Below are 23,854 nucleotides of genomic sequence, written 5' to 3' on the forward strand. Positions count from 1 at the left end.
GTGGTGCTTCTCTGGATGAGTGGGCGAGGCAGCGAGAGCGAAGATCCCGTCGGATTCAAGTCAGCTGGACCACCTTGTCACGGCGTACGACGGGGACGCCGGACTGCGGGATCGGCTGCGGCTCGGGGACGACTGGCCGCGTCGGTGGAGTTCGACGTGGCAGGTGGGCGCCGACGAGGTCTGCTGGCCGGTCCAGGACATGGCTCACGTACCGGTGATGTCATCCCGGCCGATGCGGGGGTTCACGTGGCGGGCGAAGCAGCGGCACCGCCCCGGCCTGGAGGCGATGGCGTCAGCGGGCGGGAAGCATGGCTTCGAGTCGCTGAAGGAAGTGAGCCTGCTGGTCGCGCTGGACTTCTTGAGGGCATCGGAAGTGCTGTCGCAGCCGTTCCGGCTGGACTTCGAGCATGCGGGCGGGCATGCCTGGCACATCCCGGACTTCTTGGCCGTGATCGGCGGTGGGATGTGGTTGCTGGACGTCCGCCCGATGGAGCTGATCAAGGAAGAGGACGCGCTGAAGTTCGCGGCGGCCAGGGAAGTGGCGGTTGCCTGCGGCTGGCGGTACTCGGTGGTCGCGGGCTGGCGACCGCATGTCTGGAGCGTCCTTGACCACCTGTCCTCGCGCCGGCGGCCGGCGAGGGACCTTCTCGGCATGCGCGAGCAGCTGCTCACCGCTATCAGCGGGCAGCAGGGGCAGGCGATGACGTTCTCCGACCTGGCGGAGGCGACCAGCGTGCCTTCCGTTGGCCGGGCGAACATCGTCCGGCTGCTCTGGCACCGCGAGCTCGGCGTTGACCTGGGCAGTCCCTTGCGCCACAGCTCACTGATCTGGGCGGTGTGATGGCAGCGAGGGGGTTCTTGCAGATCGCGCCAGGTAGGCGGGTCGCGCTCAATGGCGTCGAGTGGACGGTTGACGACGTCCACGGCCAACTCGGCCGGCTCGTCCTCGTGGATGACGACGGCCGCGCGGAGACCCGCTCGTTCCGTTGGCTCATCAACCATGCTGACCTGCGGCTTCTTCCGGCAGTCGAGTCGGGGCGCCCGCCGCCGGTCGCCCGGCAGCCGAGGACCCTGGCCGACCTGACCAAGGACCAGTTAGAGCGGGCACGGCTGCGGGCTGCGCACGTACTGGAAGCCGAGACGGGGTTCCGGGAGGGCCACCCGGCTCGGGCCCTGCCGGGTGAGCCCCGGCCGGCCTACGACCCGGACCGCACGACGTTGACTCAGCGTCGTTACGCAAAGGCTGCGGAGATAGAGGCGATGCCCCGTCCGGAGGCGGTCCGGTGCGGTCTGCAGCACCTCAGCTACCGGACGCTGGTACGCCTGTCGGGACTGGCGGGCGACAGTCTTCTGCTGGCCTGTGCGGACGGGCGCTGGACACGGCGACGCGGCGGGCACCGCACCATCACGAAGGAGGTCCGGGAGGCGATCTTCGCAGTGAAGGCCGAGTGCGGCCCCCGCGCCCGCCTGAGCCAGGGTGCCAAGCACCGGTTGGTGCACCAGTACATGCGTGAGCGGTTCCCGACGTTTCCCACTGAGAAGATCCCTTCCCGGTGGACACTCGCGGCCGTCTGGAAGGAGTGGTTCGGGCCCGGCGGAGCCCGGCCGCGTTACGGGCGGACGGCGGAGGCGGCCGCGGAGGCCGGGGCCTCCGGCCGGATGGTGGTCCACCGGCCGGGCCAGGTTCTGGTGCTGGACTCGACCCCGATGCCGGTAAAGCTGCGCGAGACCGTGTTCGGCGACGCGATCACCGCGACGCTGACCCTCGCACTCGATCTCTACACGCACGGGCTGCCGGCCTTCCGGCTTACGCTCCAGTCCGACACCTCGGTCGACATCGCGATGCTGCTGCGGGACGTGATGCTGCCGCTTCCGATGCGGGACGGCTGGGGCGAGGACATGGAATGGCCCTACGCAGGGGTGCCGGCCGAGGTGATCGCCGAGTTCACCGGGCACCGGGTCGCCGCTCTGCCGTTCTTCGCCCCGGAGACGGTCACCACCGATCACGGCGGCCCCTACAAGAATCACGACCTGGTGGAAGCCGAAACGGAGATCGGCTGCCGGATCCTGCCTGCTCGCGTCCTGCGGCAGACCGACAAGTTCGCGGTCGAGCGCCAGTTCCTCACCATCCAGACCATGCTCTTCGAGCACCTGCTGGGATTCACCGGCGGTGACGTCGCGGACCGCGGGGCCGACCCGGAACGCGATGCGAGCCTCACGCTCGCGCAAGCCGAGCACATCATCGCGACCTGGATCGTCCAGATCTGGCAGAACCGTAAACTAGGCGAATACGCCCCGAGTTGGGCGCCGGGTGAAGACCACAGCCCCAACACCCTGTTCGCTGCCGCGATGGAGCAGGGCGGCTTCGACCTGGACTTCCCCGAACCGAGCTTCTACTACAAGGTCCTGCGCAAACACCACGTGAAGATCCATCCTCGTCGCGGGGTGAAGATCCTCGGGCTCTGGTATCACCACCCGGTCTTCGACGAGCCTCGCTTCCAGCAGCCCTCCGCCCGGGGCGGCAAGCACGCGGGCAAGTGGGTTGTCCGCAGTGACCGGAGGGACCGCCGGCAGGTGTTCTTCCAGGACCCTGCAGACCACGAGACCTGGCACATTCTGCGCTGGAGAGGGCTGCCGCCCGAAGGTGAGATCCCTGCGTTCTCGGACAAGACTGCCGACGCCCTGCTGACACACGTGAGGGCGAACAAGATCAGGATCCATTCCGAGAGCGAGCTCCTGGAACATCTACTCGGGATCCTCGGCTCGGTCACCCCAGTCGACCAATGGCCCAGCCAGGCCAAGAGGAAGGCCGGAAAAAAGCAGCGCGTCGCCCAAGCCCGCGAGCTCACCCGCGCACAGGCTGCGGCCGCTGACCGCCCCGCCGCACCCGCCATCGCGGGTGAGCTAGCTCCGGCTGAGATGCCCGCGGCCTGGGCCGAGCACGCCCGCACGATCGACCACGCGGTCGACGCCGACCGCCGTCGACGACGCGAAGAAGCCCTCGCCGACGTCAAGCCCGTGGCCCCGGCAACGCTGCACGAGGCCCTGAACCGGCGTCCCATGTTCAGGCTTCCGCCCCCCGACGACTCGGAAGCCGATACACCTGTCCAGGAGGACGACACGTGACCCGAGCCCTCTCTCACGATGGTCCGCTGGACGGTCTGCCTTCACGAACCAGGATCGCCGAGCTGATCCTGGGCAGCCGCCCGCCCCTCGACACCTACGTCGGCTGGCAGCACTACCGCACCCACTACGACCTACTCGTCCCCGCTCCGACAATCTCCCCGCAGCGGTGGTCGATGCTCCCTGAGGGCCGCAAGTACGACTACGACCTCTACCGGGAGCTGACGAACGCGAACCTCCCGCTGCAGGACACCCCCATGCACGACAAGGTCGGCAAGCTGATCCGGCGCCGGTTGAGCGGCAACACGAGGAAGAAGAACGACCCGACCCGCGCCGGCGTCATGATCAGCGGCTGGGGCAACTACGGCAAGACCGCGTCTGTCTGCTCAGCCGGGGCCGTCTTCGAAAAGCAGTGGCTGGAACTCCACAGCCACCTCAACCCCCAGGCTCTGCCGGGCACCCGCGATCTCCACGCACCGGTCGTCTATGTCTCGACCCCGGTGACGGCAACCCCGAAAAGCCTTTGCACGTCGATCTTAGGCTTCTTCCGGGCCCCGACCCGCAAGTCGGCCACGCTGCCGGAACTGGTACGGCAGGTCGCCGACTCCCTTTATGACCATGGCGTCAAAGCTCTGATTCTGGACGACATCAGCCGGCTGCGGATGCACAGAGCCGACGACCAGGACGTCCTCGACCTGATGCGGGCCTTTATGAGCCTGGACGTCACTCTGATCCTGACGGGCGTCAACATCTCCGGCATCGGGCTGCTGCGTGAGGCCAAGTGGAACAAGAAGACCCGGCAATGGGAGATGCCACCGCTGGAGTCGACCCGCATCCACGGTTTGGAGGTCACCCAGACGGAACACCGCTTCGAGCTCATCGAGATCGACCGGTTCCGCTACACCACCCCGAAACAGATCGCGGCCTTCGTCAATCACCTGAAGGGAATCGAGAAGCACCTGCGGCTGATGAACGCGACGCAGGGCATGCTCACCGGCGGCGGTATGCCGGAGTACTTGATGCGTCGCACCGGCGGTGTCATCGGCCTGCTGGGACGCCTGCTCGAAGACGGCGCCCAGGAAGCCATGGAGTCCGGGAAGGAAATGATCGACGAGAGCCTGCTGAACGAGATCGTGCTCCGGCGGGACGAGCCCGAGCAGCCGCCGGACGAGCCCATCATCCCGGCCGCCCCGCGGACCGCCGTCAAGAAGGCCACGCAGGCGAAACGACCCCGGAACACCGTTTTCGATGACCCTGGCCCGTCTGCCCGCGCGGGCGCCTGACGGATGGAGCCGTGATGCATCCACTGCCCCGGAGTCTCGAACCTGCCTCAGGAGAGTCCCTTGTCAGCTACCTGCTTCGGCTAGGGCATCGCCTCAGCCTCCCGCCTCTGCAACTGATCCGTGCGGCGGGCTGGACCGATCGCGTCCAAGCTACTCACATCCCAGGCAGTCTGCTGCTGAATCTCACCGGGCCGGAGGCCCAAGGATTCACCCGACTGACCCGCCAGACAGCCGAGGAAGTGTCGGCACTGACACTGAAACAGTGGCGAGACCGGTATCCCCCCATCGCCTGGTCATCCGTGCCCGGACCGAGACCGAAGAGGCCGGACCCATGGCTTTTCGTCGGCTCCCCGCGGTATTGCCCCTCCTGCCTGGCGGGCGACGGCACCCCGGCCCAGCAACTCCACGGCGGCCCCTGGCACAAGCTCTGGCACCTACCCTTTGTCTTCAGCTGCGTAGAACACCAGACCTATCTGGAAGCAAGCTGCCCGCACTGCGGGCAGCCGCGCGCCATATCAGGGCGCCTGATTGAGCGGGCCAACGATCACACCCTGCACCCAGCGCAATGCCGGTGGACGATCGACACCTCAACGCAGAAACGAAAGTCGCGCGCCTGCGGCGGCAGACTCGATCAGCGAGGTACTACGGATCCCTGCCATCGGCCACACCCAACACCAGGCATCCTCCGCTTCCAGCAGTCCCTGCTTGCCCGCCTGGAGCCGCCGACTCAGGCCACGGACGCATCCGAGTACTTCACGGATCTCCGGCTGGCCACCGCACTGATCGCCACTACTTGGCCAGTAGGGCAGCATCTTCTCGACACCACCCTCGCCGGGCATGTGACCGCGTACGTCCACTCCACTTCAGGGAATTCGAGTACCAGCAACGGTCTGCAGCACAATCGCTTGCGCGATGTACCGCCCCGTGACCCGATCGCCTGTGCCGGACTCCTACGCGCCGCACACTCCTTGCTCGAAGCAGACGATCTGTCCGAGCACCTTTCCCAACTCGTCCACACCCCCGGAGAACGGCCGACACGCACGCCCTGGGTGCGCATCTACGCCCGCCATGAAGAATCATGCTCTCGACGATTCCGAGACGCGGCAGAGCCATCGACACGCACCTACCGCAAAATCGGCGGCCCGCAAGGACTGCGAGCACCGCTGCGGGACGACTACCGACCAGAACACATCCCGGCATACCTGGAGCCGGACTGGTATGAAAGATACTTCGCACCCATTGCCGGAATCGCCCCGAAGGTCTTGCGTCGAACCGCTGCAGTCCGGCTCGTCCAGTGGGCCATAGGCGGACCCCTCGATGAGGCCGCGACCTACCTCGGCATCGCCCCGGACCGCGTGCGGTTCAGATCCAACACCGACTTCCAACGCTGGGAGCGCGCAGGACGCAACCCGGCCGAGTTCGAACGAGTCCTCCGCGACCTCAGCGCCGAACTCCGAGCACCCCACCGACCACTCATCGACTACCAGCGCCGCCGTGAGGCACTCAGGGACTGGGCTCTGCCTCCTGACGAATGGGACGCCTTGGTCAGCGAGTTACCACCCATCCCCGGCCCCATTCGGCCGGCAGTCGGCGACCGCAAACGTCAGGACGCCTCCGTATTCATCTGGGTACAGGTCACACAAGGCGAGCACCTCTTCGCCCCGCGCCCCATTGAGGCCGAACAGCCTCAAGACGTCCAACGCGAATGGGCTCTTCGCCGCAACACCACCTGGTACAACCTCGTCCGGCCAGATACCTTTCGGCACTACGCCGACCTACGGAAACTCCTCGCCGAATATGCCCAACAGCTCGCCCGGGACATCGACTCGGGTGCAGGCAGATAACCAACGGTCATCCAGTCGGGTGGCCCGAGGGGATCTCACCCTCGGGCTCCAGAGATCCGGGACGCCGGCCCGCGCGGCCAGGATGGCTGCCGCGGCGGCCAGCTGCGGCTTGGTGCGGGAGCCCGGGTCGCTGCGCTTCTTGGGGAAGTGGTGGGCAGGGCTGTAGAGCAGCGCGTGCAGCGGGTAGTACGGGCGCTCGTCCGCCCACAGCGTGGTGACCGTCACGATGCCGTTGTCGGTCTTGCCCAGCCGGCCCAGCCACTGCTGGCCGGTGAAGGCGGTCCTGGTGCCGTCCTTGCGGCTGCCGGAGTCGTCCACGACCAGCACTCCGTGGGCGGCGTCTCATCCCCTCAGCTCACATTGCCAGTCAGGGCATCGAGGAGTGCGATGGCCTCGCGGCGGCTCAGCAGCTCGTGGAAGCGCTCGTTGCGGAAGTTCCGCAGGCACGCGTAGCAGCTGCTCTCCGGGCCGCACTCGCAGGCCGCCACCCGGGCAAGCGCGGCAGAGACAACCGGTTCGAGCCGCTCGCCCATGGACACGGCATTGCCCGCGCCCCCCGGAGTGGTGTCGAAGAGCAGCAGGGACGGCATGCCGTCGGTGCCGGTGTGAACCGTGCCGTCGATGTCATCGCGACTGATCTCCAGGTGCGCCGCGGCGCCTTCGAGCAGCGCGTACAGGCCGGAACGCAGACGGGCCGCGGTGGCGGTCAAGGCTGTGAGCGGGTCCAGATGGATCTGGAGGAAGTCGGTCTGGTACCGATGAGCGAGGGAGACGACACGGAGGGGGCCCGTGCACTGGGTGTCCTTCAGCAGGTGCGGGTGGCCGCCGCGCGGAGATCCGGCCTGGGCGTTCGGACGGCCCCAGCCGCACCAGTCGCAGATCTGGTATCCGGCGCCGGCCGGTCCCTCGGAGACAACCACCATCTCTCCCCGGGTGCCCGCCGACCAGGGCGTGGTGTGGCCGGAGACGAAGGTGGTCGCGCCTTCCTGGAGGTCGGCAGTGTCGGTGGACATGTGGACGTCGCCGTACCAGGACCGTCGTGGCGGGGTCTGCCCCGGGCGGCGCTGTGGGCCACGCGCGGCGACGAAACCGTAGACCGGTTCGACGTAGCGGCGTTGCGCGGCCGCGGACTGGGTGCTGCAGGCGGCGCAGACGGGGTCCACGAGTGCGGTGGCCTCCCGATAGCGGCCGCAGGCCGCGCACACGGCGTAGTGGCGGCTGACCAGTTCGCGGTCCGGCAGCCGATAGACGCCGGCGGACGCCCACAGATGGCCGCCCGCCACGATCTCGGCCCCCGGGGCGTACTCGTGGACGGCGGCGCTCAGGTCGCGGGTGAGTTCGAGTTGCCCCGAGACGGCGCCGCCCTCCTGGGGGATGCGCAGTTCGACGGTGTCCACAGGGAAGCCGTACTTGGGCAGCACGTTGCGGTTGGCGAGAACGCCGAGCAGTTCGCGTTGGGTAAGGTTGCGGATGACCTTCTCGTACATCTCCGCCTGCCGGTACTTGCGGGCGGCGGCGGCCTGGTCGCGGCGTTCGCTGTACGAGGTGACGTCCTGGTCGAGGATCTGCTGTGCGGCCCGCAGGAGACGGTCCAGTTCAACGACCCAGTCGCCGGAGTCGAGGCCGATCTCCTTCTGCACCTTGTTGGGGAGAACCCTGCGCAGGGAGGCCATGACGCTCTCCGGGACGGGGGTCAGCCAGTCGCGCACCGTGTGGGCGGCGATCTCGCCGGTGGTGTCGTCGGGAAGGAAGAACTCTCCCGCCTTGCGCCAGATCCGGCCCCGCTCGTCCTTCATGGCACGGAGGAAGGCGGCGAGCGCGATGGAGTGGGCGTGGCGGCGGTCGATCCGGACGTTGTCGACGGGGACGATCGGGGCCCGTACCTCCCCGGCGATCATCCGCTCGGGCTCCGCGAACCGGGCGAGGTCGTGGGGCCGCCGCTGCGCGTAGGTGAGGACCAGCGCAGCCGAGTCGGCGCGGCGGCCGGCGCGGCCGGCGCGCTGGACGTAGTTGGCGGTGGAGGGCGGCATGTTGCGCAGGACGACGGCCTGGAGTTCACCGACGTCGACGCCGAGTTCGAAGGTGGTGGAGCAGGACAGGGCGTTGACCTGCCCTCGGACGAACTCCCCCTGGATCTCGGCGGCCTTCTCCCCGGTCCACTGCGCGGTGTGCTCCTGGGCGCGCAGGGGAACGGGGTCGAACGTCAGGTAGAGGCGCCGCAGGTGCTCGTCCGTCTCGGGCGACGGATTGAAGTCCTCCAGGCGTCCTGTACAGCGCAGCGTCGGGCACACACCGCGCACGGACAGCGCGGTGATACGGCGGCAGCGGTCGCAGACGTACAGCGGACCGCTGTCCGCCGTCACCGGCCGCACCCGCAGCCAGGCGTGGTCGAGTCGGCGGACGACGCCGATCCCCGGTTGGCTTTCGGACGGCAGCCAGTTGGCGAGGTGACCTGTCGTGAGGTCGGTCCACAGGCGGTTCAGGACATCGAGGGCGGTGGCCCGTCGTTCGCCCTGGTGGCCGAGGACGTCGAGTACGCGTACGAGGTAGTCGACGCGCCGGTTCGAGGCGCTCGCGGCGCTGGGCAGCCAGCTGATCACCCTGCGCTTGGCCTCAGAGCCCTGGGAGCGAACCCAGATGGGCCCCTTGCGTGGGGCGAACGCCTCGTCGCCCGCGTCGACGTCCTCAGGCATGGTGAGCGCGCCCTGGTTGCGCAGGGTGCGCAGGAGTTCCTGCAGCAGCAGCCATGCCTCGTCGTCCGTGAGGCCGAGTGAGGTGAGGGCGGCGGGCGGTTGCCAGAACGGCTCGCGGTCGATGTCGATCCGGAGCAGGCCGAGGCCTTCGAGTGACTGGCGGTCGTCGAGGCTGAGCACTTCCTGCATCACCCACAGGGCCACTTCGCGCTGCTTGGCCTGGCGGGAGTCGTTGCGGCGGAAGACTCCGGCGCGGTCGGCGGCGCGGATGGTGTGGGCGACGAGGTCGTCGATGTGCAGGGGCTCGTCGGGGTCGGGGCAGCCCTGCCGGACGGCCTGGGTGATCAGGCGCCGGTGCTGGATGCGGGTGTAGGAGTCCTCCAGGTAGGGCGCGAAGTACGCGGCGGCCTGTCGGCTGTCGCTGAAGAACAGCAGCTTGCGGCCCTGTCCGGGCAGTGCGGCGGCCGGGCCGTCGGTCGCCGGCGGCAGCGCCTGGTAGAGGGCGGTGCTGAGGACGGCGGCCGAAGCCTCGTTACCCGCCTCGAACAGGCGGATCATGCCGTGACCGCGCGCTCCGCAGGCGAGGCATGCGGCCGGGGTGCCCTCGTGGGTGTCGAGCTGGTGGACGCGGCGCAGTTCGGTGCCATTGCATCCGGGAGCGGTGCAGGATGCCGTGGCCGCGGGGTGCACGGCCGCGCAGCGGGTGCACAGTCTGCGTTCCTTGAGGCCGCCCTTGGCGCTGTCGCCGAGTGTCTCGTCGTCCTCGTCGGCACCGGTGTCCGAGCCGTCCCCGTCGAGGAGCAGCCAGGTGTGGGGGCTGTCGGGAGATTTGCGGTGTGTGAGGCGGGCTTGTGCCCCCTTGCCGGTGAAGGTGCCGTGCAGGTGTACGGCACCGCAGCGGCGGCAGGCGCCCAGCTCGAAGGAGGGGCGGGCACACCGCGCGCAGGTCTCGTGGCGGGCCAGGTCGAGGTGGAGACCTGCCGGGTCGAGGCAGGTGAAGGCGCCTTCCGTGGCGCGTGCGAAGAGGTGGTAGCGGGCGGAGAGCACGGGAGCGCCGTCGGTGTCGGTCACCTGGCTGGCGAGTTGGATGAGCGCGGTGACCGCCGCGGGTCCGACGGGGTCACCGGGGAAGACGTCGCGGGCGATCTCGTTCACGGGCCGGGGTCCGTCGGCGAGGGCCCGGCGCAGAGCTGCGGTTCCGGCCTCGGCTGCGAGGGCGGTGGCCGCGGTCGTGCCGGCGGGCAGGCCGTGCATGCGCGCTGCCGACACGATCTCCGGCTCCGGGTCGGCGGTCGTGGCCAGGCGCAGGTACTCGGTGGTCGCCAGCGGCCCCCAGTGCGGGCCGTCGGGTGTGGCGACCCGGGTCGCGGTGACCAGGTCCTGGGCGGCCGGATCGCTCGCGTCCCAGCGGAAGGGGACGTCGAAGAGGGCCTGGGCGAAGGCGGTGACGGCGGCCGGGTTCTCCTCCGCGCCGACGGTTGCACTGGTGGCGATGGCCTGGATCTCCCGCCCCTGCCCCACACGGTCCTTCAAGCGGCGCAGCAGCATGGCGAGTTCCGCGCCGCGCGCTCCGTCGTAGACATGGGCCTCGTCGACGACGACGAACCGCCAGGAACCGGCCTGCTCTCCCTCGAAGAGGTCCATGTCCTGGGGGCGGAGCAGCAGGTACTCCAGCATGGCGTAGTTGGTGAGCAGGATGTGGGGCGGTGTGGCGCGCATCTCGCGTCGGCTGAGCAGTTCGTTGGGCAGGCGCGGTTCGCCGGGGTTGAGCTGCTCGAAGGTGTCGGCGGCGCGCTGCGGATCGTCCTTGGTGTCGCCGGTGTAGCGGCCGAAGGTGATGTGGGGGGCGTCGGCCAGCAGTCGGCGCAGTCGCTTCATCTGGTCGTTGGCCAGGGCGTTCATCGGGTAGAGCAGCAGGGCGCGGATGCCAGGTCCGAGGGTGCCGCGGGCGTGTTCGGCGGCAAGGGCGTTGAGGACGGGCAGGAGGAAGCTCTCGGTCTTACCGGAGCCGGTGCCGGTGGCCACGACGAGGTTGCGTCCGGCGACGGCCTTGCGCAGCGCCTGTTCCTGATGCCGGTACAGGGGACGATCGGCGGGCAGCGCAGGGCCGGTCAGCTGCCGGAACGCTGGGTCGAGTACCCCCTCTGCGACGAGCTCGTTCAGGGTGGCGCCCGGCGCGTAGGCGGGGGTGGCCTCCAGCAGCGGCCCCTTGGTGAGCAGCGGGCTGGTGTCGATGGCATGGGCGAGGGCCTCGGCCAGGCGGGGCTCGCGCAGGGGCAGCAGGGAACGCAGGTAGCGGCGGTAGGTGTCGCTGATCATGCGGGAGGTGGCGAGCGGGTCGAGGCTGTGCACGGGGGGCTCCGATGTGACGGTCGGCTTCGGACGAGCGGTGGGGCGGTAACGCTGCGGTACGGGCTGGACGGGAATCGGTGGTCAGCCGGTGCTGTGCACGGCCTCCGCGGTGACCAGGCATTCCGCGAGGGCGATGTCGACGGCGGTGAGATCCGGTGCGTGGGAGGCGACGGGCGTCCACAGGTGGCGAAGTCCCCGTTCCAGGCCGGCGGCACGGGCGTCACCGGCGGCGGCGAGCCTCGCGATCAGCGCGCATCCCAGAGACAGGTGAGGGAACCGCATCCAGGCTTCGCCCGGCCCGTGCAACCGGCCTGGGTCCCGTCCGCGGAAGGCCTGGGCCAGGTCGGGGTGTCCGTCGTCCAGGAAGATTGATACGGCGTCGAGTGCTTCGGAGAACTCCTCACGCGTGGCGTGGTACTGGAGGTCCTTGCGGGCACGGAACGCCTGCCAGGCGGCGTCGGCACGGGTGTCGGGGTCCAGAAGGCCCCGAGGGACGACACGGGCGCTGCGCCACACGGCCTGCTGCTGGAGTTCGGGGAGCTGGTCGAGGGCACGGGTCTGGGCGTCGAACCGGCCGACAGCGCCGCTCGGATCCGCCTGCCCGGCCAGCAACGCCGCGCTGGCGTCGCCCAGAAACTGGCCGACCTCGCCGAGGAGTTCCGTCTCCTCCGGGTAGAGCTCGCCGACGTCATAAGCGGGGTGACCGGAGAGATACGGCAGCAACGGGGCCGTGAGCAGTAGCGCACACAAAGGAGCCTGCCGCCAGACGCGACGTACGGTGGCAGGGTCCGCCACCTCCCGTACCCGCAGGGCGGCGAGACCGCTGCCCGCGAGCACGGAGGCGAGTTCGCCGGAGCGCAGTGCGCTGTCGGCCGCTCCCGTGAGGGCGGTGGGCCCGGCGTCCGCGAGGGCGCTGCGGCATTCCGCCGGTGCCGTCTCTCTGGCTCCGCATGCCTGCAGGTCGGGTCCGCGGGCGGCCACGATCCACTGGTAGGGGATCGCGTCGGTGTCGCGCGGCAGCGCGCCGCGCCCAGCCAGGTACTCCGAGATCCTGGCGCCGGATCCGCGGCCGGCGGCGGAGGTCCACGGGGAGCGGCGCAGCACGAGGGTGTCGCGATCGCGCAGGTGGAGCCATCCGGGAGCTGTGGGTGTGGGGGCGCCCGCCTTCAGGTGCACGATCAGGGGGCCGAGCGACCGCCAGGCCGCTGGCAGCGGGATACGGCCGCTCTGGTCGACGGTGGCCGTCAACGGCTGTTCCCACGGGGCGAAGACGGCGTACAGGCGGGCGGTCAGTTCGCCCGGGTGGCTCAGCCCCCGCAGCAGCAGTCCGCCGCCGTCGGGTACGACGTTTTCCGCGATGGGCTGGGTGCGCACGGTCGCGACATGGACGCTCTCCCCCGCGACCAGCAGCCGTATCTCGGCTTTCGCGCAGTCGCGCACAGTGTCCGCCAGGGCCGCCAGTGAGTACCGGAGGTCTCCTCTGCGCGTGCGAGTGCGGCGTTCTGGACGCAGCGTGAGCAGGGTCGTCCCTTCGACGACCAGTGCCAGCAAGGGTGTCACCGCCACCGCCTGTTCCGGCAGGCGGACGGTCAGGGCGCTCTCGCCAGCCAGGTCAGCTGCGTCGATGTCGAGCGGCCGGATGGACCAGGTCAGGGGGTGACCGCCGAGTTCGAGGCGGACCTCGGAGTGCGGAATGCACATCTCGACGGTGAACTGACGGATCCCGTCGCCCAGCACCAGCCCCTTGGTGATCTCGTACGGGGAGAACGCGACGACGCGCTCGGAGGCGGTGACCGGTCCGCCGGCGCCGAGAGTCAGCCGAGCGGGGGCCAGGCCTCCGTGCGGGGCAAGCAGACGCCACTCAGCGGTCGGTTCGGCTGTGATGCCCTCGGCGAGGAAGGCCGCCAGTCGGCGCCTGCGCCGGGAGCCGACGCGGTGGACGAGAATCTCATACGGTCCCAGAAGCGGGCGGGGTACGTCCTTCCAGGGATCGAGGAGCTCCCCGGGAGCACCGGTCTGACGGGCGAGAGGCTCCTCGTGGCCGCGGCGGCGCACTTCGGCCTGCCAGAGTCGCGCGTCCGGCTCACCGGCGCGCCGCGGAAGCCGGAGAGCGGGCGGGCGGTGCCACACGGGTGCCCCGTCGTCGCCCTCGATCCAGGGCAGCGTCGCACCGCCCTCCCACCCGAGCGGCCGTCCGGCGGCTACGTCCAGCCAGTTTTCCGGAACCGCGGCGGCGGCCCGCACCCGCGTCACCCCGGTCAGTGACACCCTGCTCAGCGTCCAGCCGTTCCAGCCGTACGGGGTGGGCAGTTCCACGATGCCGGGGTCGGCGCCCTCGGTCTGCAGGGTGCCGGCGTGGAGAAGGCAGATCTCGGCGGCGGGCAGGGGCTCGTCCGGGGGGATGCGGTGACCGTCGACGCCGAAGGCCAGCAGGGCGTTGTCCGGGTCCACGATCGCCGAGACATGAGTGGTTCCCGTCGGGTCTGTCGCCTCGACACGGCGCACGGGGCCCGGCAATACCCAGTAGGGCGGCAGGGCCGCGAAAACCTCACCGTCGGCGGACAGTTGCCAGTCCCCCGCGTCTGGCTCGCCTGGCAGGGTCAGGAGCACGCTGCCCGCGCCGGGCCCGAGACGGACCTCGGGAGCGGAGGTAGCGCCGCGGGACGGGGTGACCGAACCGTCCGCCGCGGTCGGCACGCGCCATGTCCAGCCCAGCGAGCGGGCGGCCTCCTGCGCGGCGCGACTCCATTCGTCGGCGCTCTCCGGGGCGGCTCCGTGTGACCCCAGGTCGGGGCGCGCCGCGAGCACGCGCGCGCGGGCTTTAGCTACCAGGCGCGGGAGTTCCGGGCCGTCGGCCAGCGCCACGGTGTGGACCGCGCAGGCGGGCCAGCGTGCGAAGACCGTGTCGCGCGGGAGGTCGGAGTGGTCCGCGAGCAGCCGGTACGCCACCAGCGCTTCCAGGACGAGCGCGGTCCGTACGGCAGCGACCGGCTCAACCGCGCCGGCAGACGGCTCCCCCGCCTCGCGCCAGGCCCGCTCGCAGTCGTCCAGCAACTGCGTGGGATCGACCAGCATGCCCCGCCCCTCCCCGTCTCGGACGTACCGATCTCGCCCGGGACCGACCATCGTTGTACGTTCTACCATTCCTTCACATAAGGAGCATGGGGAATCCGCAGGTGAACGGTGCGTTCTCCCCGGGGCGTGACTGATTGTCAGTGGTGGGTGGTGCAATGCGAGAGGCTCGTCGCACCGCAGTACGGCACATGGGGGCACGCTGATGACGACGGAAACCGAGGCCGGGACGCCGGCCGTGCTGCATGAGGCGCTGGTGACTGCCGCGGGGCCACAGCGAGCCCTGACCCCGGTGGCCTTGCGGGGACTGCTGGTCGGCGTGGATACCGCGGTGGTGGCCGAGGTGCTGGGCCGGGTGATGGCGGAGGGGGTCGCACTGCCTCCGGCCGCGGTGGCCGCGTTCGGTCTGGGAGGCGGTTCGGCGGCCCCGGCCGCGCCAGAGCTTCCCACGACGGCCGAGCCGTTGCGCGACACCCAGGATGAACGCAGCGTTCCGGCGGGGCCGGAGCCGGAACCACACCGACCACCGTGCTTCACCCTTGAGCTGCAGCAGGACAGCAGGCTGGACCTTTCCGCGTTGACCGTGCAAGCGCTCGGTCCCGGCGTTCCCTCCGCGTCCCGGCCGCCCCTGCGGGCCGAGAAGCCGTACGAGACGCCCGCCGGTCCTACCACCGCACTCACCGTGCCGCCTTTGCCACGCCCCCGCCCCGAGCCCGTCGCCGAGTCCCCGGAGGAGGACGCTTCCCCACGTCAGGCCGTGGGCGACTCTTTCACGCACTACCGCAAGGAGATCAGCAGGTTCCCGCTGCTCTCCCGGCAACAGGAGACGGAACTGGCCCAGGCCATCGAGGCGGGACTGCTGGCTCGCGAGAAGTTGGACGAGGCTGGCCGGAAGATCGCTCCTAAGCTGCGGCGTGAGCTGGAACAGCTGGTCCGGCTCGGGGAACTGGCGTTCACGGACTTCGCCCAGGCGAACCTCCGGCTGGTGGTCAGCATGGCCACCTGGTACACAGGCCGCGGGCTGGACCTCATGGATCTGATCCAGGAGGGCAACCTCGGTCTGCTGCACGCGATCGAGAAGTTCGACCACCTCAAGGGGCACAAGTTCTCGACGTATGCCGTCCCGTGGATCCGACAGGCGATCACAAGGGCCCTGGCGGACAAAGGCCGCACGATTCGGATCCCCGTCCACGCGTACGGAACCCTGGCCGCGCTACGGAAGGCGGCACGGGAGTTGGGGCACGAGTCACCCACCGACGCTCTCCCCACGGTGGCCGCCCGCGCGGGTGTCACCGTTGACGAGGCGCACGTTCTACTGGCCCGGGTCCGCCGAACACTCCCCCTGGAAGACCTGACCGAGTCCGTCGGTGACGACGCCTTGCACGAGGAAGCGGACCGGAGCATTCACGGACCGCACTGGACCGAACCAGACTTCTACTACGGTGACCTGTCCCCGGAAGAAGTCCGTGATCTGTTCAGCTGCCTCTCTGAAAGAGAGCGCCAGGTGATGACCCTCCGGCTCGGACTCGACGACGGCCCCGAGCTCACCCTCGACGCAATCGGAGCGGAGCTGAACCGCACCCGGGAACGGATCCGCCAGATCGAGTCCAAGGCCATGGGCAAGCTGCGGGGGCAGTTCGACGAGAACCGCATCCGCGCCGCCCGTCCGGTCAGCGACCCGTCGCGCGCCGTACCGAGCGACGTGGACGGGCATCCCAGCGACGTGGCCGTGCCTCCCACCGAGTTCGCTTCCGACGCCCCCTGTGTGCATCGAAAGGTCTACCAGCCCGGGATCATCGTGGTCGGCCATCAGACGATCCACGTGGGCCTGCAGTGGCACGCGAAAACCGTCACCGTCCTGGTGGCGGACGAGTGGTTCCGAGTGGTGCACGACGGGCGCGAGATCACGACTGTCCGTCGCCAACGCACGGGAGTCGGCAAGATCCATGGGGCTCCGGACTGAGGCGGTGCCGGAGCCCACACTCGGCATCACGCCGCGAGGAACTCACTGGCCCGACCGCTGTACGACACATACAGCGCCTCCCGCGCCCTCGTGCAGGCGACGAACAGCAGGCATCGCTCGGCGGCCAGGTCGGTGGTGTGCTGGATGCGGTCCACCTCGGCCGGGGTGACGGCCGGCGCGAACGGGAAGGCGGAGCGGGTGACCCCGGCGACGGCGACGCACCGGTACTCCAGGCCCTTCATGCTGTGCAGCGTCGACACCCGTACCCCGACCGCGCTCTCCGGTTCCCCGTCCCGCACCCGCACCACGGGGATGCCGGCCGCGGCGAGGCGGTCGCCGAGCTTGCCCGCGAGGGTGTTGAAGCGGGCGCAGACGGCGATGTCCGAGGGCGCGACCCCGGCATCCATCCAGTCGCGCACTCGGCGCACGACCGCGTCGGCCTCCTCCTTCTCACTCCCGTGCCCCTCGCACACGGGCTGTGCGCCGTGCAGCAGGGAGCGGTATCCGGTGAGGGTGTCGGGGGCGTCGCCGGTCAGGTCGGCGACGGGTTCGCTGTCGAGCAGGCCGCGGGCCCAGCGCAGGATCTCCTCGGTGGAGCGGTAGTTGACGCGCAGTCGTCCGCTGCGTCCCGCGACGGAGATGCCGAGGGAGCGCAGCGAGACCCGGGCGTCGTAGATCCGCTGGTGCGGGTCGCCGGTGACGAACAGGTCGTCGGGGCCTTCGGCCGCCAGGACGCGCAGCAGGCGCCATTGCGCCGGGTGCAGGTCCTGCGCCTCGTCCACGACGACATGGTCGTACGCCGGTCCCGCACCCGGCTTGTCGCGCAGCAGCCGGGTGGCCTCGGCGCAGACCTGGAGCCAGGTGTGCGCCCGGTCACGGGTCAGGCCGTCCTCGAACAGGGTCACGGCCTGCCAGACGCGCCGCCGCTGGGTCTGCCCGAGCGCGCTGCCGCGTCCACGCCGTTCGCACGCCAGGTACTCCTCCTCGCTCCGCAGGTCCTGGGCGAGGACCACGTGCCGGTACTCCTGGGACAGGAACGCCTCGTTCCACGACAGTTCGAGGCGGCGGGCCACGCGCTGCCAACGGGTGCGCTCGTCCCGGTCGCCGAGCGCGGTCCCCGGGTTGCCGCGCAGTTGCCGTACGACGCGGTGGGCGACGGCGTCGACGGTGGTGACGTCGACACGGGCGAGCAGCGCCGGGTCGTGGTCGAGCAGCAGGGCGAGGCTGCTCTGCAGGGAGCGGGCCAGGGCTCCGGTGTAGGTGGTGAGGAGAACGCGCGTGTCGGGTGCCCGGTCCAGGAGGTGCTTGACCCGGTGCAGGGCGACGACCGTCTTTCCGGTGCCGGGGCCGCCGGTGATCTGGGCGGGACCGGCATAGCCGGGCCGGTAGGCGATGCGCCGCTGGGTGGGGTGGAGGAAGATCCGCCAGGCGGCGAAGGGCTTGGTCAGGATGTCGGCGAGTTCGTCGGGGCCGGTGACAAGCGCGATGCGGCTGCGGGTGCGGGTGACGGCGGCGGCCAGGTCGTCCCCGGCGGTGTCCTTCGCCGCCGTGCTCTCGGCGACGGTCGTCTTCTGGCGTACGGCGACGAGGTCCCGGTAGATGTCGTCGGGGTCGAGGCCCTCGGCGAGCAGCCACAGCGCCTCGTACTGGTCCTCCGGCATCAGCGACCCGAACGCCTCCAACTGCGCCTTGCCCGTGACGGTGCGTGCGGCGCGCAGGGTGACGTCGTCGACGCCGAGGTGTCGCAGGACGGTGTCCGACCAGGGGGCGAACAGGAGTTGGGGGGCCGCGGCGGCCTCCTGAGCGAAGAGCGGGGTGATCTGCTCCATGGCGGTCAGGTCGCGTACTTCGAGGCAGCGGGTCACGGAGTTCACCGTGTAGAGCCGTCGGCGGGCCCAGGAGTAGGCCTTGTCGTGGGGGACGACGTGGACGAAGACGAAGACGTCGCTGCCGTCGTCGGGCGCGAGCAGCACGATCCGCAGCCCGTCGTCGACGCGGATGGTCCGCATCCGCGGGTCACGCGAGCTGACCACCGACTCCAGGTGCAGCCCCTTGTCCGCGTGGAGTTGCGGGACCGTCAACTGCTGGAACTTGGCCATCGCCTTGTGAACGCGGGCGCGGGCCGGTTTGTCCAGCCGGTCGACGCCCTCCCAGAACGTGTTGGTGATCGCGATCTGCGGCATGTTCCCCACCCTTCGACAACACCGACCGACAGAGTATCTGTTGACTCAGTTCACGAAAACCTCCATGATTCGTCGCAGGAGTTGCCGCACGGTACAGGGGCATCGCGAGCGCGGGGGTTGTTGGGGAGATGACACTGCTGGAACCGGATACGGACGGCCAACTCGCCCTGGAAGACGCCTGCGTGGACCTCTTCGATCTGGCCGGTGACCCTCTGGACGCGGCCATGGCCCGGCTGAAGGCGGGCGTGAAGCCGACGGCCGAGGACATCGCCCTGCTCACCGAGGCGGCCCGCACCGCGCAGCGCGCCTTCGAGGAGGTCGGCGCGGCGAACGACGTACTGGACGACGCCTCGGACCTGGGCGAGGACCTGACGACCGCACTCGCGGAGACCCTGCGGCGCCGGGCCCGGGCCGAGGTCCCGGCACTGCTCGGCGCCCTGCGGGCCCAGGCGGCGCGTGTGGAACGCTCCGAGGCCGTCCGCACGATCGCCAACCGCATCCTCGGCAACGGCGGACCTGACGACCCGGCCGCCCTGGACTCCGTCCCCGCCCTCACCGCCGACCTGCTGCCCCGCGTGCCGTCCGTGTACGACGACGAGGAGGAACCGGGCGCGAGCCTCGCCGACCTGTGGGAGCGTCAGGAACGCCTGGAGCGGGTTCAGGACCGGGTGCGCGGGGAGCGGGTGGAGCACGTCGCGGCACACTTGGTCGCGCTCGCGGAGCGGATCGTCGACAGGGCCTTCATGGACGCCCGGTTCACCCGGGCGGCACTGGACGAGATGGACCGGGCCTACGCGCTGTGGTGTGCGTGCCTGGACGAGGGCTGAAGCGTCCCTGACTGTCAGCGGGAAGCCCTAAGGTCGTTGCCACGCGCTACGACCGGACCGATCACCGAGGGGGGACGCCGTGCAGGCGAAGGAGACGCTGTTCGCGGATCTCGTCCAGGGCAGGGCCCAGCAGTTCCAGGTGCCGCTCTATCAGCGGACGTACTCCTGGACGGAGAAGCAGCTCAGACAGTTGTGGGGCGACATCCTGGAGCAGGCCGAGCTGCTGGAGCGCGGGGAGAAGGCGAGTACGCACTTCCTGGGGTCCGTGGTGCTCGCGCCGTCGCCGCAGAACGAGGCGACGTTTCCCCGATGGCTCGTGGTCGACGGTCAGCAGCGGCTGACCACGCTCTCGCTCGCCCTGGCCGCGATCCGCGACCACATAGCGGACGTCGAGCCGGACGAGGCCGAGCGCATCGACGAGGAATACCTCATCAACAAGCGCAAGAACGGCAGCGATCGCTTCCGGCTACTGCCGACCCAGGCTGACCGGGCGCAGTTCGCGGCATACGTTCGCGGGCCGCTCTCGGAGCAGGCCGCCGGCGGAGCCGTCGCCGCCGCCTACGGCTTCTTCCGCCGCAAGCTCGTCGAGGCCGCCGATCCGGCCGCCCCGCAGGACGTGCTCCGCATCGAGGAGGCCATCACCTCCCGGCTCACGCTGGTGGCGGTGACAGCCGAGCGCGCGGACAACGTGCACCGCATCTTCGAGTCCCTCAACAACACCGGCCTCAAGCTGAGCCAGGCCGACCTGCTGCGCAACTACCTGTTCATGCGGCTGCCCACCCGCGGTGAGCGCATCTACGAGACCTACTGGCTTCCGCTGCAGGACAGTCTGAGCAACGACGAGCTGGAACAGCTCATGTGGCTTCAGTTGGTGCTCGACGGGGACGACCGGGTCCGCCGCCAGGACCTGTACGCGGCTCAGCAGCAGCGCTTCGAGCGGGGTGAGGTCAGCGAGGCGGAGATCGAGGCGTACATCAGGGAGTTGTACCGGCGCGGCGCCCTCTTCCGTCGGCTGCTCCACCCCGAGGAGGAGACGAACGAAGCGGTCCGCGCCCATCTGCACCGGCTGGACACCTGGCAGGCCCAGGTCACCTATCCCGCGCTGATGCTGCTGCTCGACCGGCGCGAGCGCGGGGAGCTTGACTCCACGGACACGGCCCGCGCGATGTCGTACGTCGAGAGCTTCCTGGTGCGCCGGATGATGTGCCGGGTGCCGACGAACAACCTGAACAGGATCTTCCAGGCAGTGCCCGGGCAGCTCCCGCTGGACGTGGCTGTCGCCGACGGGCTGCACCAGCTCCTCTCCGCCGAGAACCGCTTCTGGCCCGATGACGACGAGCTGCGTGAGAAGGTCCGGACGGCGCCCTTCTACAAGTTCGGCCGCGGGCACCAGCGCAAGATGGTGCTCCAGCGGTTGGAGGAGAGTTACGAGCATCCCGAACCGGTCGACTTCGCCACCGCGCAGCTCACCATCGAGCACGTCATGCCGCAGTCGCCGGGCGACGAGTGGCTCCGGATGTTGAGCGAGGACGTGGTCGACGGCGAGAGCGCGAAGGACCTGCACTCCCGGCTCCAGCACACGCTCGGGAACCTGACGCTCACCGCGGTCAACGCGGAGTTGTCCAATCATCCCTTCGAGCGCAAGCAGGGCCTGCTCCAGGGCAGCCACCTGGAGATGAACCGCCGCATCGCCACCACAGAGCGGTGGGGCGCGGACGAGATCCGCGCCCGTGCCGACGAACTCGCCGACCGCGCGCTCGCGCTGTGGCCGGCCCCGCTGCGCGGAGTCGGCCGAGCGGAGCGGAGCCGGGACTGGAACTTGGCCCACCAGGTGCTCGCGGCACTCCCCCACGGCACCTGGACGTCGTACGGCGATCTCGCGGCGTTCATCGGCTCCGGCGCCCAGGCCGTGGGCAACCATCTGGCCAATACGCCGGGGGTGGCCAACGCGTACCGGGTGCTCACTTCCGAGGGCAAGGTCTCCGAAGGCTTCCGCTGGACGCCTCAGGACGTGGGAGGAGACGTCCGCGCCCGGCTGAGCGCCGACGGTGTGCGCTTCACGGCCAACGGGGCAGCCGATCCGGCGCAGCGCCTCTCCGCCGACGAGCTTGCCTCGCTGGTCGGGGAAGCCGACGGCGAGGAGGACGCTACGCAGCGCGCCCCGGAGAGTCAGGGTGAGGAGACGCGCGCCGACCGGTTCTACGCTCAGCTCGTGGCGGAGAACTCCGACGAGAGGCGGTTCTTCCGGCGGCTCGCGACGCACGACTCCCCCGAGACCGTGGAAGCGGTGCGCGCGCTCTTCGCCCACTGGGAGGAACTCGGCGGCTCAATCCACTGGGTAGGAAACGACACCATGAGCAGCGCCTTCCTCGCGCTGGGTGAGACGATCGCCCCGGGCCGCTTGATCGCGCCGATGAGCCTCATGCCGGGCGCCGGGTGGGCTGGCTGGGCCCACGTCGACGTCCAGATTCTGGCCGCACACAAGCCTTTCACCGACCACGCCCTGCGTACCGAATTTCTCAGGCGCCTCAACGAACTTGAAGGTGTCGACCTCCAGGAGAGAAAGCCGGGGCCGGACCCCAGATTCCAGTTGTCCGTGCTGGAGAAGCACCGCAACCGTGAGCTGCTCGTCGAGACTCTGACGTGGTTCCGGGACCGCTGGGAGAGTCGGGGCACGGACTGAGGCAGGGACTCAGGGGGCCCAGGTTGATCGTCACGAGTCGAACAGTGCCCCCTGGCGGTCCGCCCCTCGCCAAGGGGCGCGACCAAGGACGAGACCCCTTACCTCAGCCGCGCCCGCCCGCGTAACAGGCGGGCGACGGCCGGCATCTGCCGGCCGGTGGTGAACAGGTCGTCGAAGAGGAGGATGGTGCGGTCCTCGACACGGCGCTCGATGCGGATGGCCTTGGCACGGGCGGCGGCCGCGAGGCGTTTGGCTCGTCGCGCCCGGCTCATCTCACGTCGACGAGTCCTCGGCCGCCGGGCCGACAGCCTCATCGTGCCGCAGAGCGGGCTGTTCCGGCCGTCCCCGGAAGGCGGCTCCCTTGGCTGTCCGCGATTCGACGCGTTCCACGATGCGGTCGATGACCCGTTGAGGGTCCTTCCACTTCAGCGCCAGCCGGTCGTGGTCCATCCCGTGCTCGGAGACGATGTCCCGCAGTTGTTCGAGGCCGAGCTCGCTCAAGCTCGAACGGAGTCCCGTCTCGCCGGATTCGGCGAGCACCGCGAACGGGTCGATCACTCCCGGAGCTCGTCGGCTACGCCTCGGGCGTTCTGCCGGCCGAGGTGCGGTCTGCGCATCGGGAGGCGTCAGCGCCTTGGCCAGTGCTCGGGCGAAGCGTGTCGTGCGTGCGGCTTCGGACGCCACCACGCCGAGGACACGTGCGAGCGTCGCCGCGAGCTCCGGGTCGGAGGCGCCGAGCTTGGTCAGGGCTTCTTCGGCCTCCCGCACCTGGGCGTTCAGGAGACCGCTGTCGTCGGGCCGACTGTCGCTCTGCTCAATCACGCCTTCTCCTCGACCAGTTCGATGAACTCCTGCGTCATGCCACGGAAAGCGTCGAACCCGCCCTGGTAGCCGTACTTCTGCCGCAGGGTACCGCGACCGACGAACTCCGCCGAACCGGCGATGTCGTTCTTCTCGGGGATGAAGGTCGGCAGCACGGCGGGGAGCTTCTTGTCGCCCTGAAGTCGCCTGACGGTGTTCCAGTGGACCGTCGAATTGGCCTTGTATTTCGTGATGACGATGCCGATCTCCTTGATGGTCTCCCCCAGGTCGTCCGCGAAGGCCCGCACCCGCCGCTGGATCTGGGGGATGCCGTAGGTGGACAGGACGTCGGGAATGGTCGGGATGATGTATCCCTCGGAGATGCGTAGACCGTTCAAAGTGACGATGCCGAGGTTGGGAGGGCAGTCGACGAGCACGTAGTCATAGTCATCAATGATCTTCCGGATCGCCTTGCGCAGGAGATCGGTGGGGTTGTTGGCGTGGAAACGCCCCCTGGGCATGGACGCCAGGCGGTCCTGGACGTCGATGAGGTCCAGCGAGGAAGGCAGGAGGTCCACCTTCGTCACCGCGTCCACGGAAGAGACATTGCGCTGGAGTGTTTTCTCCAGGTCGAACTCCAGAGGCTCGTCCTCGGGCCGGAGGGCATCCTTGAACAGGGTCGCCAGGGTGTATCCCTCGTCGTTGAGTTCCTCCCACCTCTCCTCCCCGATCAGGACCGTGGTCAGATTGGTCTGCGGGTCGAGATCGACCACCAGGACCCGCTTACGGAACTCCGCGGAGAGGAACTCCGCGAGTCCGGCCGTGGTCGTGGTCTTCCCGACTCCGCCCTTCAGATTGATGGTCGAGATGACATGGGCTTTGGGTGCCATGTGCTTCTTCCTCCGTTTGAGGTAGCGCTGAATCTGACTCGCCCGGAAGACCGGACCGCTCCGCAGGTCCGCGACGGGAGCGGGGAAGTGTTTGTCACGAGCGCGCCAATTCGCTACGACCGTCCGGCCGACCCCCGCCA

13 protein-coding genes and 1 pseudogene are annotated in these 23,854 nt (G+C 69.6%); 7 read left to right on the plus strand and 7 right to left on the minus strand.

The genetic code is table 11. The annotated features are described in order from the left end of the window. Positions 1 to 163: 163 nt before the first annotated feature. The 4 genes from OG381_RS11250 to OG381_RS11265 are packed head-to-tail and all read left to right on the plus strand — an operon-like array spanning position 164 to position 6,250. Entirely contained in the window at positions 164 to 841 is a 678-nt protein-coding gene (locus OG381_RS11250; protein ID WP_327715969.1) for a TnsA-like heteromeric transposase endonuclease subunit, read from the plus strand. Continuing rightward, entirely contained in the window at positions 841 to 3,126 is a 2,286-nt protein-coding gene (locus tag OG381_RS11255) for a transposase (RefSeq protein WP_443061890.1), read from the plus strand. The genes OG381_RS11250 and OG381_RS11255 overlap by 1 nt, the downstream gene beginning before the upstream one ends. After that, positions 3,123 to 4,406: a TniB family NTP-binding protein gene (locus OG381_RS11260; protein ID WP_327715971.1), complete on the plus strand. Its 1,284-nt coding sequence runs from the start codon at positions 3,123 to 3,125 to the stop codon at positions 4,404 to 4,406. The genes OG381_RS11255 and OG381_RS11260 overlap by 4 nt, the downstream gene beginning before the upstream one ends. A 14-nt stretch (positions 4,407 to 4,420) precedes the next feature. Beyond that, positions 4,421 to 6,250 (plus strand): TniQ family protein, encoded by a 1,830-nt coding sequence (locus OG381_RS11265; RefSeq protein ID WP_327715972.1) that lies wholly within the window; start codon positions 4,421 to 4,423, stop codon positions 6,248 to 6,250. A gap of 60 nt (positions 6,251 to 6,310) precedes the next feature. Here OG381_RS11265 and OG381_RS11270 read toward each other — a convergent pair. The 3 genes and pseudogenes from OG381_RS11270 to OG381_RS11280 all read right to left on the minus strand — a co-directional run. Beyond that, positions 6,311 to 6,580: pseudogene (locus tag OG381_RS11270) on the minus strand (transposase); the annotation flags it as partial. A gap of 20 nt (positions 6,581 to 6,600) precedes the next feature. Then, on the minus strand, positions 6,601 to 11,295 hold the full coding sequence (locus OG381_RS11275; protein ID WP_327715973.1) for a DEAD/DEAH box helicase: 4,695 nt from the start codon (positions 11,293 to 11,295) through the stop codon (positions 6,601 to 6,603). An 81-nt stretch (positions 11,296 to 11,376) separates the two neighbouring features. Beyond that, on the minus strand, positions 11,377 to 14,370 hold the full coding sequence (locus OG381_RS11280; protein WP_327715974.1) for a hypothetical protein: 2,994 nt from the start codon (positions 14,368 to 14,370) through the stop codon (positions 11,377 to 11,379). Between the two features lie 202 nt (positions 14,371 to 14,572). Between OG381_RS11280 and OG381_RS11285 the strand changes: the two genes are divergently transcribed. Further along, positions 14,573 to 16,330, plus strand: a complete 1,758-nt coding sequence (locus tag OG381_RS11285) for a sigma-70 family RNA polymerase sigma factor (RefSeq protein ID WP_327715975.1) — start codon at positions 14,573 to 14,575, stop codon at positions 16,328 to 16,330. Positions 16,331 to 16,356: 26 nt separating this feature from the next. Here OG381_RS11285 and OG381_RS11290 read toward each other — a convergent pair whose 3' ends face one another. Next, positions 16,357 to 18,513: a UvrD-helicase domain-containing protein gene (locus OG381_RS11290; RefSeq protein ID WP_327715976.1), complete on the minus strand. Its 2,157-nt coding sequence runs from the start codon at positions 18,511 to 18,513 to the stop codon at positions 16,357 to 16,359. Between the two features lie 128 nt (positions 18,514 to 18,641). Between OG381_RS11290 and OG381_RS11295 the strand changes: the two genes are divergently transcribed. Both OG381_RS11295 and OG381_RS11300 read left to right on the plus strand, forming a co-directional pair. Continuing rightward, on the plus strand, positions 18,642 to 19,340 hold the full coding sequence (locus tag OG381_RS11295; protein ID WP_327715977.1) for a hypothetical protein: 699 nt from the start codon (positions 18,642 to 18,644) through the stop codon (positions 19,338 to 19,340). Positions 19,341 to 19,419: 79 nt separating this feature from the next. After that, a complete protein-coding gene (locus tag OG381_RS11300) occupies positions 19,420 to 22,023 on the plus strand; it encodes a GmrSD restriction endonuclease domain-containing protein (RefSeq protein ID WP_327715978.1) in 2,604 nt (867 codons plus the stop codon). Positions 22,024 to 22,121: 98 nt separating this feature from the next. On the opposite strand, the gene OG381_RS11305 is transcribed toward OG381_RS11300, so the two are convergent. Genes OG381_RS11305 through OG381_RS11315 form a run of 3 tightly spaced genes read right to left on the minus strand, consistent with a single transcriptional unit; the run spans position 22,122 to position 23,714 of the window. Beyond that, on the minus strand, positions 22,122 to 22,295 hold the full coding sequence (locus tag OG381_RS11305; RefSeq protein ID WP_327715979.1) for a hypothetical protein: 174 nt from the start codon (positions 22,293 to 22,295) through the stop codon (positions 22,122 to 22,124). 1 nt (position 22,296) lies between these two features. Next, positions 22,297 to 22,845, minus strand: coding sequence for a hypothetical protein (locus OG381_RS11310; protein WP_067250270.1), 549 nt, complete (start codon positions 22,843 to 22,845; stop codon positions 22,297 to 22,299). Next, positions 22,842 to 23,714: a ParA family protein gene (locus OG381_RS11315; RefSeq protein WP_327715980.1), complete on the minus strand. Its 873-nt coding sequence runs from the start codon at positions 23,712 to 23,714 to the stop codon at positions 22,842 to 22,844. Before OG381_RS11315 ends, OG381_RS11310 begins: the two co-directional genes overlap by 4 nt. Positions 23,715 to 23,854: the final 140 nt, after the last annotated feature.

Origin of the sequence: Streptomyces sp. NBC_00490, assembly GCF_036013645.1 — a bacterium.
Taxonomy (GTDB): domain Bacteria; phylum Actinomycetota; class Actinomycetes; order Streptomycetales; family Streptomycetaceae; genus Streptomyces; species Streptomyces canus_F.